Source organism: uncultured Tateyamaria sp. (assembly GCF_947503465.1).
Lineage (GTDB): Bacteria > Pseudomonadota > Alphaproteobacteria > Rhodobacterales > Rhodobacteraceae > Tateyamaria.
Genome location: NZ_CANNDN010000001.1, coordinates 197,249 through 213,522, shown reverse-complemented (window position 1 = coordinate 213,522; position 16,274 = coordinate 197,249). Strand labels below are relative to the sequence as shown.

Here is a 16,274-nt window from a genome sequence, read left to right as displayed (position 1 = left end):
CAGACACATGACAGACAAGCGGGCGCCCCAGACCACTGAGGCGCCCGTTTTTCATGCCGGGTTCTGCGCTGAACGCAGCAGGCCCTACATCCTTGTTGCCGCAATCCTCGCCTCAGCCCTCGGTTTTATCGACGGCACGGTAGTTGCCATCGCCCTGCCCGCCATGCGCGACAGCCTTGGTGCCGGGCTGATCGAGGCGCAATGGATTCACAACGCCTACATGCTCACACTCTCTGCGCTCATCCTCGTGGGCGGGGCCATGGGAGACCGGTTCGGCCTAGGCCGCGTGTTCGGCCTCGGCATTGCGCTCTTTGTCGTGGCCTCCATCTTCTGCGCCGTCGCACCCACACCGTGGTTCATGATCATCGCCCGCGCGGTGCAGGGTGTGGGGGCTGCCATCATGGTGCCCGGCTCCCTCGCTCTCATCGCCCGCGCCTACCCACGGGAAAGCCGCGGGCGCGCAATCGGCATCTGGGCCGCTGCCTCGGCTCTCACCACTGCTGCCGGTCCGATCATTGGTGGGCTTGCCCTCACCATCGGCGGACCAGAGATGTGGCGCTGGATCTTTGCCATCAACCTGCCGCTGGGCGGCATCGCGCTTTACCTGCTCTGGCGACATCTGGGCGATGACCCGACAAAGGACGGTGCCCGCGTCGACAGTCCCGGTGCCGTCACAGCGACCCTTGCCTTGCTTGCCATTGCGTGGGGGCTGACCTCTCTCGACCATGGCGGGGACGCAACGCTTTGGCTGGTCGGTGGCGGCATGATGCTGCTTGTCTTTCTCTGGACCCAAACCCGCAGCGATCATCCGATGATGCCACTGTCGCTCTTTGCGTCTCGCCCTTTCTCAGCGGCCAACGCCCTCAGCTTCACACTTTATTCTGCCCTATCGATGATGTTTTTCTTCATGCCCATGACCTTCATCGCAGGTTGGGGCCTGACCGAGATTGAGGCCTCCGCCGCCTTCGCGCCGATGTCGGTCTTCATCTCGCTTCTGTCTGCCCGCGCGGGCCGCCTGGCCGACAGGATCGGCCCCGCCCCGTTGCTGGTTGGTGGGTCTCTGGTCGTGGCAGCGGGCTATGCCGCCATGGCAGTGCTCGCACCCGACCAGAATTTCTGGTGGCACATGCTGCCTGCCATGTGCCTTGTCGGCCTCGGCATGGCCGCTGTCGTCGCGCCGCTCTCCACCGCTGTGATGGGGGCTGTGGACGAAACCCAATCGGGCACGGCCTCCGGCATCAACAATGCTGTGACCCGCATGGCAGGTCTGATCTCGGTCGCGGCTGTGGGTGGGTTCGTTGCGGCGCTTTATGCAGGCGCTGGCGGCACGGCCAGCTTTGGCATCGCAAGCGATGCACCCGGCCATGCAGCGGCCATGACAACGGCGTTCGTGGGACTTGCCTGGATCGCCACTATGCTCTCAGTGATCAGCGCCGGGCTGGGATGGCTGACGCGCGGCGTAACGAAAAATTAACCTGCGTTTACTTTTCAGAAAGGTGAGCGTCGCACTGTAACGCTTTGCGCTTGAACGTAAAAAGGGCGCGCCGGAAACGCGCCCTTCGATTTTGTCCCCGCGGGGACAGATTTTCACTCCGTCACGGTGACCTTCGTCATCACGTCCGGCGCGCCTTCGATGGCGCCCGACCGGGGGTGTCCGCGCTTGATCTGGTCCAGCACGTCCAAACCGTCCGTCACCTGCCCCACAACCGTGTATTGCCCATTCAGGAACGGGCCCGGTTCGAACATGATGAAGAACTGGCTGTTGGCGCTGTCCGGGCTTTGCGAACGGGCCATGCCCACCGTGCCGCGATCGTAGGGGATGTTCGAGAATTCCGCCGGCAGGTCCGGCTGATCCGACCCGCCCGTGCCCGCGCGACGGCCGTTATAGTCAGCGTTTGTGTCGCCGAACTGCACGTCACCCGTCTGCGCCATGAAGCCGTCGATGACCCGGTGAAAGGCCACCCCGTCATATTCCCCACCCTCGGCAAGTGCGGCGATGCGCGCCACGTGCGCGGGTGCCACATCTTCCAGAAGGTCGATGGTGATGGTGCCGTTGGCCTCACCCGTGACCTGGATTTCCAGACCGGTGGCCAAGGCTGTCCCCGCGGGGACAGTCAGGATTGCGGCGACGATCAGGTTACGCCACATCTGCGGCGACCTTCACGCTGATCATCCGGTCCGGCTCGGCAGGCGGCTCGCCGCGGGTGATGGCGTCCACATGTTCCATGCCGGAGATGACCTGACCATAGACGGTGTACTGCCCGTTCAGGAAATCATTGTCCTTGAAGTTGATGAAGAACTGCGAGTTCGCGCTGTCGGGGTTGGCCGAGCGCGCGGCGCCCAGGCTACCACGGGCGTGGGGGATCTTGGAGAACTCGGCCGGAACGTCAGGCTTGTCGGACCCGCCGGTGCCTGCCATGCGGATGTTGAACCCGTCTTCCATGTCACCGTGCTGCACGTCACCCGTCTGCGCCATGAAGCCGTCGATCACGCGGTGAAACGCGACGTTGTCGTACTCGCCAGCCCGCGCAAGCTCTTTCATCCGCTCGACATGTTTGGGCGCTACGTCGGGCAGCAATTCGATTGTGACGGTGCCGCCCTTCAGCTCCATCAGGATCGTGTTCTCGGGGTCTTTGATATCGGCCATTGATGTCTCTTTCCGTTTCGGTTCGTTCGTATCTAAGCCGGTGAACCCGCAGGGACAAGCCACACGGTTGACCCGAGCGGGTTTTGCCGCGATGCAAGGGCTTGAAGAGTGGCAAAGGAGTGCGCGGCATGGGCTGGAAATCGCTGGATGATATGGACCTTTCGGGCAAGCGCGTGCTGACCCGCGTCGACATCAACGTGCCGATGGAAGACGGGCGCATCACCGACGCAACCCGCATCGAACGGATCGTGCCCACCATCACCGACATCCGCGCCAAGGGCGGCAGCCCGGTGCTGCTGGCCCATTTCGGACGACCCAAGGGACAGCCCAATCCGGCGATGTCACTACAACATCTGGTGCCTGCGCTCGAAGATGCCTTTAACGCTTCGGTAACCTTTGTGGAACGGCCCAGCCGGGACTGGATCGACCAACAAGCCGGGGATGCGATCATTCTGGTCGAGAACACCCGTTTTAACCCCATGGAAGAAGCGAACGATCCGCAGATGGCGCAGTTCCTGGCCACGCTGGGCGATGTCTACTGCAATGACGCGTTCTCCGCCGCGCACCGGGCCCATGCCTCGACCACCGGGGTGGCGCATCTGCTGCCTGCCTGTGCGGGTCGACTGATGCAGGCGGAACTGGAGGCGCTGGAGGCAGCGCTGTCCAATCCCCGGCGGCCCGTCGGTGCGGTCGTGGGCGGAGCCAAGGTGTCGACCAAGCTGGACCTGCTGCAAAACCTTGTGAAGAAGATCGATGTGCTGATCATCGGCGGCGGCATGGCCAATACGTTCATCGCGGCGCAAGGCGCAGACCTGGGCGCATCACTGCAAGAGGCGGACCTGCACGACACGGCGCGCGACATCATCGCGGCCGCGAAAGAGGCAGGGTGCAAAGTGATCCTGCCGTCCGACGGGCGCGTCGCGACCGAGTTCAAAGCGGGGGCGGATCACGAGGTGATTGCGCTGGGGTCGGATACCAAGCTGAACAGCGATCAGATGGTGCTGGATGCAGGCGATGATGCAGCGCACACCATCGCGCGGGCCTTTGACGATCTGGAAACCCTGATCTGGAACGGCCCGTTGGGGGCCTTCGAAATCCCGCCCTTTGACACGGCCACCGTGGCCGCGGCCAAGGCAGCGGCGCAGCTGACACGCGCGGGCACGCTGGTCACCGTTGCCGGTGGCGGCGATACCGTGGCGGCCCTGAACCAGGCGGGTGTGGCGGACGATTTCACCTATATCTCGACCGGGGGTGGCGCGTTTCTGGAATGGATGGAAGGCAAGGAATTGCCGGGTGTGGCCGCGCTGACTTCCTAATCGCGCCAAACCGTTGGTGTCGGGCCACCCTGCCCCCATATGTGTGCGTATTGAAATTTCACACGCGGGGATCATCACATGGCTTGGACACTTATCACGGGCGCTTCCGAAGGTTTGGGGGTCGAGTTTGTGCGCATCGCGGCCAAGGAGAGCCGTAATGTCATTCTGGCCGCGCGGTCCAAGGACAAGCTGGACAAGGTGGCCGAGGAGGCGCGCGGCGCGGGTGTAGAGGCGGTGGTGATCCCGGCGGACCTGTCCAATCTGGACGAGGTGGACCGGCTGTGGTCCGAAGCGACGGATGGGCGCGAGATTGACGTGCTCGTCAACAATGCGGGCCTTGGGTACAACGGGCCGTTTGACGCCGGTCAGGGCTGGGACCGGGAACTGGCCTCCATCAATGTGAACATGCTGGCGCTGACGCGGCTGATGAAGCTCGCGATCCCGCATATGCAGGCGCAGCCCAAGGGACGTATCCTGAACGTCGCGTCGGTCGCCGGGTTCACGCCGGGGCCGAACATGGCGGTCTATCATGCCACCAAGGCCTATGTATTGTCGCTGTCCGAAGCGGTGGCCGAGGAATTGCGCGGATCGTCCGTCACCGTGACGGCACTGTGTCCCGGGGCCACCGCCACCAACTTTTTCGATGATGCCGATATGGACGGCGTGCGCCTGTTGAAGGTGGCGAAACCAATGAAGGCCAAGGATGTGGCCGAGGACGGCTGGTTGCAGGCCCGCATCGGCAAGCGGATCGTGGTGCCGGGCGCGATGAACAAGGTCTTTGCCTTTCTGCCCCGGATCAGCCCCCGCAGCATGACCACGCGGATCGCGGCGCAGATGATGGGCAAGCATTAGGGGCACCCCGACGTGTGGGGGGGCGCATCAGGATGTGCCTGATGCGCCGGTCGCGGCGTCTGTCGCCTTTGGAAACAAAGGGGATTCACACGGCGAATCAGGTGTGCCATAGTGGTGAAAGCCGTCCGGCAGAGACGGTACAGAGGCAGTTGACATGATCCGCACCGCACGTCCCGCATTGGGCACATTTGTCTTTTTTTCCGTCGCCTTCGCGCTGGCGATCTATTTCACCTTTGCCGCTGTGCAGGGGGATTTTGGCGTATTCCGCCGGGCGGAAATTCAGGCCGAAGCGCGGGACCTGTCGGTGCAACTGGCCGACGTGCAGGCGCAGGTGGCCGAGATGGAAAACCTGACCAAGCGGTTGTCGGACGATTACCTGGACCTGGATCTGCTGGACGAACAGGCCCGGTCCGTGCTGGGCATGTTGCGCAGCGACGAGATTGTCATTCGCTGAACATCGCAGGCCAGATGCGTACCCAAGGCTGACACACGTGCACGCCCCGCCGCACGCGGGCGGGTCGGCGTGGTGTGAAGGTGCCTGCCAGGTGCGTGCGGTGGATCGCGTGCCAGCGCTCCGGTTGCTTTTGATCACGCAATAAAACATGGCTGCGATGCACCAGGTTGCCGTTGCGGCACATTGACACTCGCACGTATGGAACGAATCCTGTAGAGGATAGTTTAACGCTAAACTATTCCTTTTGAGGGAGGTCGCCGCATGACCGCGCGCAAAGCCACATCCAAACCCAACGTGTCTGCGGAGGAGCTGCAAGGCTATTATCGCGACATGCTTTTGATCCGCCGGTTCGAGGAAAAGGCCGGTCAGTTGTATGGCATGGGACTGATCGGGGGGTTCTGCCACCTGTATATCGGACAGGAGGCCGTTGTCGTGGGGCTGGAGGCTGCGGCCGAGGACGGCGACAAGCGCATCACGTCCTATCGCGATCACGGCCACATGCTGGCCTGTGGCATGGACCCCAACGGTGTCATGGCCGAGCTGACGGGCCGCGAGGGCGGCTATTCCAAGGGCAAGGGCGGGTCGATGCACATGTTCTCGAAAGAGAAGCATTTCTATGGCGGCCACGGGATTGTCGCGGCACAGGTGCCGCTGGGGGCGGGTTTGGCCTTTGCCGACAAGTACAAGGAGAATGGGCGCGTCACCTTCACCTATTTCGGCGATGGCGCGGCGAACCAGGGCCAGGTCTATGAGGCGTATAACATGGCCGAGCTGTGGGACCTGCCCGTCATCTTTGTGATCGAGAACAACCAGTACGCCATGGGCACGTCGACCAAGCGGTCCACCAAGTCACCCAGTTACTGGGAGCGCGGGGCCGCCTATGGCATTCCCGGCGAAGAGGTGGATGGCATGGATGTGCTGGCCGTGAAGGCCGCGGGGCAGAAGGCGGTGGAGCACTGTCGCGCGGGCAAGGGTCCGTATATCCTTGAGATCAAGACATACCGCTATCGCGGGCATTCGATGTCGGACCCGGCCAAGTACCGCACCCGCGAGGAAGTGCAGAAGATGCGCGATGAGCGTGATCCGATCGAGGCCGTCCGGTCGATGCTGCTGACCGGCAAGCACGCGACCGAAGAGGACCTGAAGGCCATCGACAAGGAAATCAAGGACATCGTGAACGCCTCCGCCGAGTTCGCGAAGGAGAGCCCGGAACCCGGCTTGGACGAGCTTTGGACCGATATCTATTCCGAAACGGCGCCGCAGAACGCGTAAGGGGAGCAAGACACATGGCAACCGAAATTCTGATGCCCGCCCTGTCCCCCACGATGGAGGAAGGCACGCTGGCGAAATGGCTGGTCAAGGAGGGCGATACGGTGTCGTCCGGTGACATCATGGCCGAGATCGAGACCGACAAGGCGACGATGGAGTTTGAAGCCGTCGACGAGGGGATCGTCGGCAAGATCCTGATCGAGGAAGGCACGGAAGGGGTGAAGGTGAACACCCCCATCGCCGTGTTGATCGAGGAAGGCGAGAGCGCCGACGACATCGAGGCGTCAAGCGCCCCTGCCCCGGCGGCGTTGAATGGCGAAGAGGGCAAGGCGTCGTCGCCCGCGACCGCATCGACCCCCGACAGCGCGCCCACGGCGCCCAAGGTCGACAGCAGCCCGGACTGGCCCGAAGGCACGGCCATGAAGGAACAGACCGTGCGCGAAGCGTTACGCGATGCCATGGCCGAAGAAATGCGCAATGACGACACCGTGTTCCTGATGGGCGAGGAAGTGGCCGAGTATCAGGGCGCCTACAAGGTATCCCAGGGCCTTCTGGACGAATTCGGCGCCAAACGTGTGATCGACACGCCCATCACCGAACACGGCTTTGCCGGGATCGGCGTTGGTGCGGCATTCGGCGGATTGCGCCCGATCGTCGAATTCATGACCTTCAACTTCGCCATGCAGGCGATCGACCAGATCATCAACTCGGCGGCCAAGACGCTCTATATGTCGGGTGGTCAGATGGGTGCGCCCATGGTGTTCCGCGGCCCGAACGGTGCCGCCGCGCGTGTGGGGGCTCAGCACAGCCAGGACTATGCCGCATGGTACATGCAGGTGCCGGGGCTGAAAGTGGTGATGCCCTATTCAGCTTCGGACGCCAAAGGGTTGATGAAGACCGCAATTCGCGACCCCAACCCGGTGATTTTCCTGGAGAACGAGATCCTTTATGGCCGCACGTTCGACGTGCCGGACATGAACGATTTCACCGTGCCGTTTGGCAAGGCCCGCATCTGGCGCGAAGGTGACGATGTGACCATCGTGTCCTTTGGCATTGGCATGCAATACGCGCTGGAAGCCGCCGACAAGCTGGCCGAGGAGGGCATCAGCGCCGAGGTGATCGACCTGCGCACCCTGCGCCCGATGGACACTGGCACAATCATCAATTCTGTCATGAAAACAAATCGTTGCGTGACGGTCGAGGAAGGTTGGCCACAAGGGTCGGTCGGTAACTACATCAGCTCGGTCATCATGCAGGAAGCATTCGACTATCTGGACGCGCCGGTCATCAACTGCACGGGCAAGGATGTTCCGATGCCCTATGCCGCGAACCTCGAAAAGCATGCGCTGATCACCACCGGCGAAGTGATCGAAGCCGTCAAACAAGTCACCTACCGCTAAGGAGCCGCAGACATGCCGACAGAAATTCTCATGCCCGCGCTGTCTCCGACGATGGAGGAAGGCACACTTGCGAAATGGCTGGTCAAAGAGGGCGATACGGTGTCGTCCGGTGACCTTCTCGCCGAGATCGAGACTGACAAGGCGACGATGGAATTCGAAGCCGTGGATGAAGGGACCGTGGGCAAGATCCTGGTGGCCGAGGGCAGTGAGGGGGTAAAGGTGAACACGCCGATCGCCGTCCTGCTGGAAGACGGCGAAAGCGCCGAAGACATAGGCAGTACCTCGTCCGCCCCGGCACCCGAGGCTGCTCCGGCAGCTGACGCGACGGCAGAGGTATCCACACCGGCGGCTGCCGAAACGGCGGCACCCGCACCAGCGGCCCCAACCAAGGACGGCACCCGCATTTTTGCCTCGCCGCTTGCCCGCCGCATCGCCGCACAAAAAGGTCTCGACCTGGCTGCCCTCAAGGGCTCTGGCCCGCATGGGCGTATCGTCAAGGCCGACGTGGAGAAGGCCGAAGCCGCTCCTGCAAAAGCCTCCGAACCCACAGCAACGCCGGCACTTGCAGCGTCCGCGCCGGCAGGCCCGTCCGGCGACGCCGTCACCAAAATGTACGAGGGGCGCGACTACGAAGAGGTCAAGCTGGACGGCATGCGCAAAACCATTGCAGCGCGTTTGACCGAAGCCAAGCAGACCGTGCCGCACTTCTATCTGCGCCGCGACATCAAGCTGGATGCGCTGTTGGAATTTCGCGGCACGCTCAACGGTCAACTCGCGGATCGCGGCATAAAGCTCTCGGTCAATGACTTCATCATCAAGGCCTGCGCCCTCGCCCTGCAACAGGTGCCTGACGCCAATGCCGTTTGGGCAGGCGACAAGGTGTTGAAACTCACCCCATCGGATGTGGCCGTTGCTGTGGCAATCGAAGGCGGCCTTTTCACACCTGTGCTGCAGGACGCACATCAGAAATCGCTATCTGCGCTGTCTGCCGAGATGAAGGATCTGGCGGGTCGTGCACGCGACCGAAAGCTGGCGCCGCACGAGTATCAGGGCGGCAGCTTTGCCATATCGAACCTCGGGATGTTCGGCATCGACAACTTCGATGCGGTCATCAATCCGCCCCACGGCGCGATCCTGGCCGTTGGCGCCGGGGTCAAAAAGCCCGTGGTCGGCAAGGATGGAGAACTGGAAGTCGCGACTGTAATGTCCGTCACTCTGTCAGTCGATCACCGTGTCATCGATGGCGCGCTTGGCGCACAACTGCTGCAAGCCATCGTCGACAATCTGGAAAATCCGTTGGCCATGCTCGCCTAACCGCATACACCAAACGCAAAAAAGCCCCGCCCGGCAACTGCCGGGCGGGGCTTTTCGTTTGTCCGTCTCGTTAAGTCACGGGGGTCGCGTCCCTGCGCGCTAGTGATCTTTTCCAAGCATGTGGTTCATGGACACAGATGGTTGATCGCACCCGGCCTCGCCCACGATGCGCGCCGGAATACCTGCCACCGTTTTGCACGGCGGCACTTCGTCAAGCACGACTGACCCTGCCGCGATGCGACTGCAATTGCCCACTTTGATATTGCCCAGAACTTTTGCACCGGCCCCGATCAAGACGCCGTTCCCAATCTTGGGGTGGCGATCTTCTTCTTCCTTGCCGGTCCCACCCAAAGTCACGGAATGGAGCATGGAAACATTGTCACCCACGACGGCGGTCTCGCCAATGACGATGGAATGCGCGTGGTCAATCATGATGCCCTTGCCGATCCGGGCGGCAGGATGAATGTCCACGCCAAATATCTCGGAAACACGCATCTGGAAGAAATACGCCAAATCCGTGTGCCCCTCTTCCCAAAGAAAGTGGCCTACGCGGTAGGCTTGCATGGCCTGATATCCCTTGAAATACAGGATCGGCTGCAACAGGCGGTGGCAGGCAGGATCACGTTCGTACACCGCAACCAGATCAGCCCGCGCCGCTTCCACCAGCGCTGGCGATTTCTGATAGGCTTCCTCGACGATCTCGCGAACGACGACCATCGACATCTCGTTGGACGCCAATTTAGCCGCTATCCGATAAGACAGCGCCTTTTCCACCGACTTGTGGTGCAGGATACAGGCATGAACAAAGCCACCGACCAGCGGTTCATCGGCGACAGCCTGCCGCGCCTCTTCCGTGATCTGATCCCAAACAGGATCAATAGAAGCAATATTTGTGCGTAGATCAGCCATGATGCGTCCTTTCGGCCCCTGCCTACCTTACATAAGACAGTTTCTCCAAACGCAAACCCGTGATGGCACCCATCGTCAACCCGGATCAATAAAACCAGTAACGTGTTCGAAAACGATAAAATATAATAAAATCTAAACCTTGCGGCGACGCGGATGTAAATCGCCCGCGTCACCGCACCCAAAAAAATCACCCAACCCAAGACTCCGATGCAAAGGGGCCTGGTCCAAATCGCGCTGAATTCTGCGCCACTGACAGCTCAAAACCGCCGACAATCCCATCCGCTTGGCGCATCGCGTCGGAATACACCCATGTCGGAGACGCGACCGTGACTTCGCGCACAACCTGCCCTGATTGACTGACCCTGATCGTGTAACTCTCGGATTCCTCGGCCAGCGGCACTTCGGGAAGGTCCCAATCGTCCCCGTCAAGACGCGTCCGCCGGATCCATCCCGCACGGATGCCATCCGTTTCAGGTTCCAAGCGGACGTGAACCGGCGCGTATGGGCGCAATCCATTGCCGTTAAAGGCGTGCACGGTCTCGGTATACGAAGGATCGTCGTAGCTGCGTTTCGATGGACCGATGCGGAAGGTTTGCGACACACGCCGCAGCGCCCGCAGCAACCCAATCTGTGACGGCACCCCGTTCATCAGAACAAACCACGATCCTGCGGGCCACTCCTCCGGCGCCAGCGCATCCGTCCCGGCCTGTCCGCGCAATCGATGCGACAGAAGATATTGCTCCGGTCCGATCAAATCCGCATCCCGGAACTGCACAAGTTCCCAGTTTTCCGCCGAACCGTCGCCAATGGCGGCCAGGTTGCCTCCGTTCAGGAACTCAAGGTTCGGGATCGACTGCAACGTGCCGTGGATCATCTTGACCTCAAGCGGCGCAGCCCGGTCGATGACGCCGCTGCGGGCCCGTCGCAACGGGCTGCTCAGAAACCCAATGCTGGCCCGGGCTGATATGATCGAGTTCAGGACAAAATCTGAATCCGACGACGACTGATAAACCGCCACTCCGCCAGGCCAAGGCGTACCGGTGACCGCCACATGCGGCGCATGCTCCACTTCGTCACCGGTCAGCAATGGCAAGTCCATGAACACGGAGCTTAAGGGAACAGGCGGCACAAATTCCCGTACACCCGCCAATTCATCCGAAAGTTCGGAAGGTGTATAAACCTCAGGCTCAATCCGAACGGCTTCCAACAATTGCATCTGGCCCTGCTCAACCCGGTCAACACGGTACAGCCCAGCGCCTTCGGATTGATCCGCCGCCACTTCAATGACGTCGCCAGCGCCGACACTGACCAACGAAGGTGGCAACGCAAGCTTGATCGCCTCGCGGGCAATCCGCGCCTCGGTCAACCAACGCTCGGCCACCTGCCTGCCCTCGGGGCGGGTCAGCGCCATGGGAACTTCGGAGGACGACACTGCATGCGTCGCATCATCCGCAAGGATCGCTTCTTCTGAAAGAACGTCAAAATTGCCATCTGTTTGGACAAAGCGTACGCGCACACGCCCAGCCAGGTCAGCCTCTGACTCCCGCGACTGCTCCAATCGTCCGTCCAGATCTGGATGGATCGCGATCCTGTCAGGATCAAGCGGAACGGCATGTTTGCCTGTGCGCGAAATGAACTTCAGGACGCCGTCACGCTCGACCGCATCAAAGGCGTGCCGGAGCATCAAAGGCTGCAACGCGCCCCGTGCATCCGTGACGTCACTGACAATGAACCCACGCACGTACCCAAACAGTTCTGACGTGTCGTAGTGGGTCAACCCGGCCCGATCACAAATCTCGCCAACAACCGAAGCCAGGGTCCGCCCGGAGGTACGGCCATTGATCCAGTGACCACGCGGATAGTTCTCCCCATCTGACCACACCCGCAGCGAATTCGGAAAAAACGGATACGGCCGCGCATCCCATGCCCAAACAAAGGCGCGCGACATGTCGATCATCGGGCCGTCATAGGTGCTGGAGATCGGATTGTTATCATCCTGCCGCCAATAAGAGTGCATCGCGCGAAGATATTGCTTCTGGATGAGATCATCCCGCGCACCGTTGGAAAACCGGGGCAAACTGCTTTCCGACGACTTTTGATCAAGGAACTTGTTGGGTTGGTTCGTTCCTTTGTCGATGGCCGCGCATCCCAGTTCGGTAAACCAGATCGGTTTGGACTGCGGCACCCATGCCGTGGCAGCAGCCGATCGCACACCGTCCACGCGTTCATGGTGGTCGTTTTCCCACCAATTCCGAATGTCCTTGTAGCGATACACCCACGGCTCATCATGCGCGCCATCTGTGATCGGAGTGCGGATTTGCGCCGCGCGCGCTTCGTCAGACCGATAGTACCAGTCATAGCCTTCGCCGCCCTGAATATTGGTGCGCAAATAGTCGACATCGTAAATGCTGCCAAACGCTGCATCCAAATGGGCATCGCCATCGCGCCAGTCGGAAATCGGCATGTAGTTGTCGATGCCAATGAAATCGATGTTGTCGTCGGCCCAAAGCGGATCAAGGTGAAAGAATCTGTCGCCCGATCCGTCCTGCGGTTGGTAACCAAAGTATTCGGTCCAATCAGCGGCATAGCTGATCTTGGTGTCCGGCCCGAGGATCAAGCGGACCTGCGCGGCCAACTCTTTCATCTTCTGCACTGCGGGGAATGTGTTGTTGGCGCCGCGGATCTGGGTCAGCCCGCGCATCTCGGAACTGATGCAAAAGGCGTCCACACCACCGGCAAGGCGACACAAGGCGGCGTAGTGCAGGATGAACCGGGACAAGGTCCACTCATCTGGTCCTATGTAGAACGGGCTGGTTTCTGGCTGGAAATGCGCCGCCGTGACCGTCCCGAAAAAAGCGTCGACCTCGGTATCGGCCTGCGGCGAGCCATCAGGCGACCCGTCCAAACCGGGTGCTTTCGACAATGTGATGCGGCCACGCCACGGCAAATGTGGCTGCGTGCTATCGGGGTCGTAGGGGTTAGGCAGATCGTTGCCCTGCAACTGATCCATCAGGATAAAGGGATAGAACATCACCTTCTTGCCTGCGGCATTCATTGCGCCAATGGCCTCGATCACGGACGCATCCGACGGCGTGCCGCCATAAATCGGGCGATCATCCACACGTGGCACCTCGGCGACCTCGTGCCGGAACCGATGGCCCGAGAACCAGGGCGCGTTTTCGCCCTCGATATCCTTCCGTTCCACCTTGGGCTGTATCTGACACGACCCGCACCGCAGATCGTTTCCAAACCACGACACAATCAGCGACACCGCCTCGCAATTGGGCAGCTCATCCTGGAGCGTGTCAAAGGACACATTGAAATCCGTCTGACCAGCGGGCGTGTTGATGTTGGCGCTCCAGCGCCCCTGGTTGCCGTCAATGTAATTGATTGCGGTGGTCGCCAGGGCGTACTCGCCCGTGCCGGGCATCAGAGCCACGGCCTTGACAGCACGCGAGATCTCTTCGTCGGCTTCCAGTTGGTCCGGCTGCTCTGGGCGCACAACTTCAAACGAAAACTGCGGCACGCGGTTGCCGAACTGACCCAAGGCCAGGTTTTCGATAACCACATAGGCGGTGCCGCGATAGGCAGGCACTTTGCCCTGCCCCTCAATGGCTTCCATAAGCGGATCAGGCAATTGGTCATGCGCACCTGTGTAGACGCGCATGTTCAGATCATTGATGGCAACCTCTTCGCCATCTGCCCAAACACGTCCAATGCGGGTGATTTCGCCTTCACAGACAGCAAGCGCAAGACTGATCGAATAGGAATACTCGCGCACTTCCGGCTGGGGCGGTGGCTTGGGCCCACCCTTGCCGCCGCCACCACCGCCGCCACTCACCGTGACGGTCTCCAGAAAATCCGACGCCCAGATCACCTGCCCACCCAGGCGCATGCGCCCGTAAAGCTGCGCAATTGCGGCACCTTCGCCAGAGTTCGACAGGCGGAACCGGTCCACCTTGCCGTGCTCGACAACTTCGGACCCCTGCCCCATGACACGCTGATCAATCACCCGGCCCAATGTCGCGCCGACAGCGCGCCCAATCGCAACCGACGACAGGCCCAGGACCGACCCGCCAACAGAGCCACCAATCGCCGCTCCCGCAGCCGATAGAATTACGGTCGCCATCAGTAGGCCTCCACATCAGGGAATTGAAAACGGGCCACGATCCGGCGGGCCCACGGCGCGCTCATCGGGCTTTCGACAACCCCGTGGCCGCTATACGCATGGATGAAACAAGGAGCGGTGCCGACAGCGGACTGAATACCCAGATGCTTGGCAACAGACCCCTGGCGCATGCGAAACAGGATCACATCGCCAAGGGCCGCATCGGCCGCGTCTTTTGGGCTCAGATGACGCAGCGCTGCATCCCACAGGCGTTCCTGACCATGCGGTTCAGACCAATCCATACTGTAGGCAGGCGGACGCTCCGGCTCCGCGCCAACAACAGCGCGCCAGACACCCCGCACGAGACCCAGGCAATCGGTACCCGCGCCGCGCGCCGCCATCTGGTGGACATACGGCGTGCCAATCCATGCACGTGCCTCGTCCACTATCATGTCCTGATCGCGTGTCATCTCAAACTGCCCCCGCTGTTGGACCCACCAGATGTCGGATACGCCATCATCCAGTCGTCACCCGGCAGATCCGGGAAGCCCTGAAAATTCAGTAGGTTGTTGAACTTCAAACGGCACGTCTCGAACCGTTTGTCGCACCCGACAGTCAGGCGAACCGCATCCTCAGCGACGATCGGCGCACGCATGGCCTCCCACAGCTCGATACGACGCACCCCGTTTTCGGTCACATCACGCTTGATCATGCCCCACAGACCAGCAGCAGCACCCGAAACGACGTCCAGACGGCCACGCATGAACCATTGCGGCTCAAATCCCGCCAGGTCATCCCATTCAAAGACACGCCCGTCGATCACGCGATCCGGCACGCCCTCATGGCGATATCCCGGCAGGTCCAGATTGAAACGGCATGACCCATCGCCCAAAACTGCGGTGCACGCTTTCTGGTACACCCTGCCCTGAGGGCGGTTCAGCGCTTCGGTCAGTCCGCGCAGTTCGGCGTGAAATGCACCACCCGACCGACGCATTTCACCAATCGTGCCCCGAAATTGCAGCCAGCGCACGTTGGGGTCTTTCCAGTTGACAACCCAGGCGCGCACTTCGGCATTGTCAAATCGGCCCGCTTCGATCTCGTCCTCGCGAACCGCGGCATCCGTCAATGCGCCCAGTGCTTCGGTGTTGTCGACGCTCAGGCCGGTGGTTTGTGCCAGGGCCGCGGCCGACAGACCGGTGTCCGCGCGAAAAGTGATCCCGTCGAAACTCAGCGGCGTGTCGTGGTCCGTAAACCCGAATGACTGACCATCGGTGCGCAAGATGGCCCAGGCCCGGCAGAAGGTGGTGACACCCGTTGCGGCGTGGGCCAGAAACTCTTCACTTTGCCCGCTCATCACACGCGCACCTCGATGATCGGAACATTCGGCACCGTACCGGCTTGAAAGCTGGCGACGGATGTCTGGATCTGATCCGTGTCAAAGCGCACCGGGACGTCGAATTCGAAACCGGCTGTAATCTCTTCCTCTTCTTCGGGTGGGTGCTGAAACGTAACCAAACCGGTGTTCAGATCGACCTCATAGTCGATACCTTCCTGCATCTCGTCGCGCCCCAGCCCGATGCGCACTGTGCCAGCAACGGGCTTGGCGATCGGGCGCGCATAGGAAAAGTCGCCAGACCGGTAGGTCTTGAGCAAGGGAAACGTCGCCAGAACGCCATCCCCCTTGGCAATTGTCTGATCCAGGAAATCAGGCGTGCCGCTTGCGGGACCGGATTTGAAATCAGCCCAGTCCTTCCAGCGAAACCCGTACATCTGGCCCATCCGCGCCTCGAAGAACGCGATCAGCATTTCAACATCGTCCAGCGACCGCATGCCAAGCCCCGCGTCATAGCGGCGGCGCGAATGCGCCCACGGCGTGTTGCGTTCTTCAAACCCGTTGGCAAGCGTCACAACTTCCGTGCGCCGCTCCGGCCCCCCGACCGAGCCAAAGCTCAAGGACGCGGGAAATCGAACCTCGTGAAAATTCATGGCCGTGGCTCCCCTCTCT

General features: G+C 61.2%; 14 protein-coding genes. 7 read left to right on the top strand and 7 right to left on the bottom strand.

What is annotated here, in order from left to right:
• The first annotated feature begins 7 nt into the window (after nucleotides 1–7).
• Complete coding sequence (locus Q0844_RS01110; protein ID WP_299041184.1) at nucleotides 8–1,474, top strand: MFS transporter; 1,467 nt, start codon at nucleotides 8–10, stop codon at nucleotides 1,472–1,474.
• Nucleotides 1,475–1,587: 113 nt separating this feature from the next.
• Here the strand turns inward: Q0844_RS01110 and Q0844_RS01105 are convergent, their stop codons facing one another.
• A complete protein-coding gene (locus Q0844_RS01105) occupies nucleotides 1,588–2,148 on the bottom strand; it encodes a peptidylprolyl isomerase (RefSeq protein WP_299041183.1) in 561 nt (186 codons plus the stop codon).
• The gene (locus Q0844_RS01100; RefSeq protein WP_299041182.1) at nucleotides 2,138–2,647 is read right to left on the bottom strand and encodes a peptidylprolyl isomerase; all 510 of its coding nucleotides are present in this window, start codon (nucleotides 2,645–2,647) and stop codon (nucleotides 2,138–2,140) included. The genes Q0844_RS01105 and Q0844_RS01100 overlap by 11 nt, the downstream gene beginning before the upstream one ends.
• A gap of 128 nt (nucleotides 2,648–2,775) precedes the next feature.
• On the opposite strand from Q0844_RS01100, the gene Q0844_RS01095 reads away from it, so the two are divergent.
• The 6 genes from Q0844_RS01095 (at nucleotide 2,776) to Q0844_RS01070 (ending at nucleotide 9,252) form a co-directional block, all read left to right on the top strand.
• A complete protein-coding gene (locus Q0844_RS01095) occupies nucleotides 2,776–3,963 on the top strand; it encodes a phosphoglycerate kinase (RefSeq protein ID WP_299041180.1) in 1,188 nt (395 codons plus the stop codon).
• 78 nt (nucleotides 3,964–4,041) lie between these two features.
• The gene (locus Q0844_RS01090) at nucleotides 4,042–4,815 is read left to right on the top strand and encodes an SDR family oxidoreductase (protein ID WP_299041178.1); all 774 of its coding nucleotides are present in this window, start codon (nucleotides 4,042–4,044) and stop codon (nucleotides 4,813–4,815) included.
• Nucleotides 4,816–4,969: 154 nt separating this feature from the next.
• Complete coding sequence (locus Q0844_RS01085) at nucleotides 4,970–5,269, top strand: septum formation initiator family protein (protein ID WP_299041177.1); 300 nt, start codon at nucleotides 4,970–4,972, stop codon at nucleotides 5,267–5,269.
• A 261-nt stretch (nucleotides 5,270–5,530) separates the two neighbouring features.
• Nucleotides 5,531–6,541 (top strand): pyruvate dehydrogenase (acetyl-transferring) E1 component subunit alpha, encoded by a 1,011-nt coding sequence (gene pdhA, locus Q0844_RS01080; protein WP_299041176.1) that lies wholly within the window; start codon nucleotides 5,531–5,533, stop codon nucleotides 6,539–6,541.
• A gap of 14 nt (nucleotides 6,542–6,555) precedes the next feature.
• Nucleotides 6,556–7,938 carry a pyruvate dehydrogenase complex E1 component subunit beta gene (locus Q0844_RS01075; RefSeq protein ID WP_299041174.1) on the top strand — a complete coding sequence of 461 codons (1,383 nt, stop codon included), beginning with the start codon at nucleotides 6,556–6,558 and terminating at the stop codon, nucleotides 7,936–7,938.
• A gap of 12 nt (nucleotides 7,939–7,950) precedes the next feature.
• Complete coding sequence (locus tag Q0844_RS01070) at nucleotides 7,951–9,252, top strand: pyruvate dehydrogenase complex dihydrolipoamide acetyltransferase (RefSeq protein WP_299041173.1); 1,302 nt, start codon at nucleotides 7,951–7,953, stop codon at nucleotides 9,250–9,252.
• Nucleotides 9,253–9,351: 99 nt separating this feature from the next.
• Here Q0844_RS01070 and cysE read toward each other — a convergent pair whose 3' ends face one another.
• The 5 genes from cysE to Q0844_RS01045 form a co-directional block, all read right to left on the bottom strand.
• Nucleotides 9,352–10,161 (bottom strand): serine O-acetyltransferase, encoded by an 810-nt coding sequence (cysE, locus tag Q0844_RS01065; RefSeq protein ID WP_299041171.1) that lies wholly within the window; start codon nucleotides 10,159–10,161, stop codon nucleotides 9,352–9,354.
• 187 nt (nucleotides 10,162–10,348) lie between these two features.
• Nucleotides 10,349–14,290 carry a glycoside hydrolase/phage tail family protein gene (locus Q0844_RS01060; RefSeq protein ID WP_299041169.1) on the bottom strand — a complete coding sequence of 1,314 codons (3,942 nt, stop codon included), beginning with the start codon at nucleotides 14,288–14,290 and terminating at the stop codon, nucleotides 10,349–10,351.
• Nucleotides 14,290–14,739, bottom strand: coding sequence for an NlpC/P60 family protein (locus Q0844_RS01055; RefSeq protein WP_299041167.1), 450 nt, complete (start codon nucleotides 14,737–14,739; stop codon nucleotides 14,290–14,292). The genes Q0844_RS01060 and Q0844_RS01055 overlap by 1 nt, the downstream gene beginning before the upstream one ends.
• Nucleotides 14,736–15,623, bottom strand: coding sequence for a DUF2163 domain-containing protein (locus Q0844_RS01050; RefSeq protein ID WP_299041165.1), 888 nt, complete (start codon nucleotides 15,621–15,623; stop codon nucleotides 14,736–14,738). The genes Q0844_RS01055 and Q0844_RS01050 overlap by 4 nt, the downstream gene beginning before the upstream one ends.
• A complete protein-coding gene (locus tag Q0844_RS01045) occupies nucleotides 15,623–16,255 on the bottom strand; it encodes a DUF2460 domain-containing protein (RefSeq protein ID WP_299041164.1) in 633 nt (210 codons plus the stop codon). Before Q0844_RS01045 ends, Q0844_RS01050 begins: the two co-directional genes overlap by 1 nt.
• Between the last annotated feature and the right edge of the window lie 19 nt (nucleotides 16,256–16,274).

Coding starts and splice junctions, on each gene's coding strand:
- Q0844_RS01110 (WP_299041184.1), top strand. CDS start 8: ATGACAGACAAGCGGGCGCCCCAGACCACTGAGGCGCCCGTTTTTCAT.
- Q0844_RS01105 (WP_299041183.1), bottom strand. CDS start 2,148: ATGTGGCGTAACCTGATCGTCGCCGCAATCCTGACTGTCCCCGCGGGG.
- Q0844_RS01100 (WP_299041182.1), bottom strand. CDS start 2,647: ATGGCCGATATCAAAGACCCCGAGAACACGATCCTGATGGAGCTGAAG.
- Q0844_RS01095 (WP_299041180.1), top strand. CDS start 2,776: ATGGGCTGGAAATCGCTGGATGATATGGACCTTTCGGGCAAGCGCGTG.
- Q0844_RS01090 (WP_299041178.1), top strand. CDS start 4,042: ATGGCTTGGACACTTATCACGGGCGCTTCCGAAGGTTTGGGGGTCGAG.
- Q0844_RS01085 (WP_299041177.1), top strand. CDS start 4,970: ATGATCCGCACCGCACGTCCCGCATTGGGCACATTTGTCTTTTTTTCC.
- pdhA (WP_299041176.1), top strand. CDS start 5,531: ATGACCGCGCGCAAAGCCACATCCAAACCCAACGTGTCTGCGGAGGAG.
- Q0844_RS01075 (WP_299041174.1), top strand. CDS start 6,556: ATGGCAACCGAAATTCTGATGCCCGCCCTGTCCCCCACGATGGAGGAA.
- Q0844_RS01070 (WP_299041173.1), top strand. CDS start 7,951: ATGCCGACAGAAATTCTCATGCCCGCGCTGTCTCCGACGATGGAGGAA.
- cysE (WP_299041171.1), bottom strand. CDS start 10,161: ATGGCTGATCTACGCACAAATATTGCTTCTATTGATCCTGTTTGGGAT.
- Q0844_RS01060 (WP_299041169.1), bottom strand. CDS start 14,290: ATGGCGACCGTAATTCTATCGGCTGCGGGAGCGGCGATTGGTGGCTCT.
- Q0844_RS01055 (WP_299041167.1), bottom strand. CDS start 14,739: ATGACACGCGATCAGGACATGATAGTGGACGAGGCACGTGCATGGATT.
- Q0844_RS01050 (WP_299041165.1), bottom strand. CDS start 15,623: ATGAGCGGGCAAAGTGAAGAGTTTCTGGCCCACGCCGCAACGGGTGTC.
- Q0844_RS01045 (WP_299041164.1), bottom strand. CDS start 16,255: ATGAATTTTCACGAGGTTCGATTTCCCGCGTCCTTGAGCTTTGGCTCG.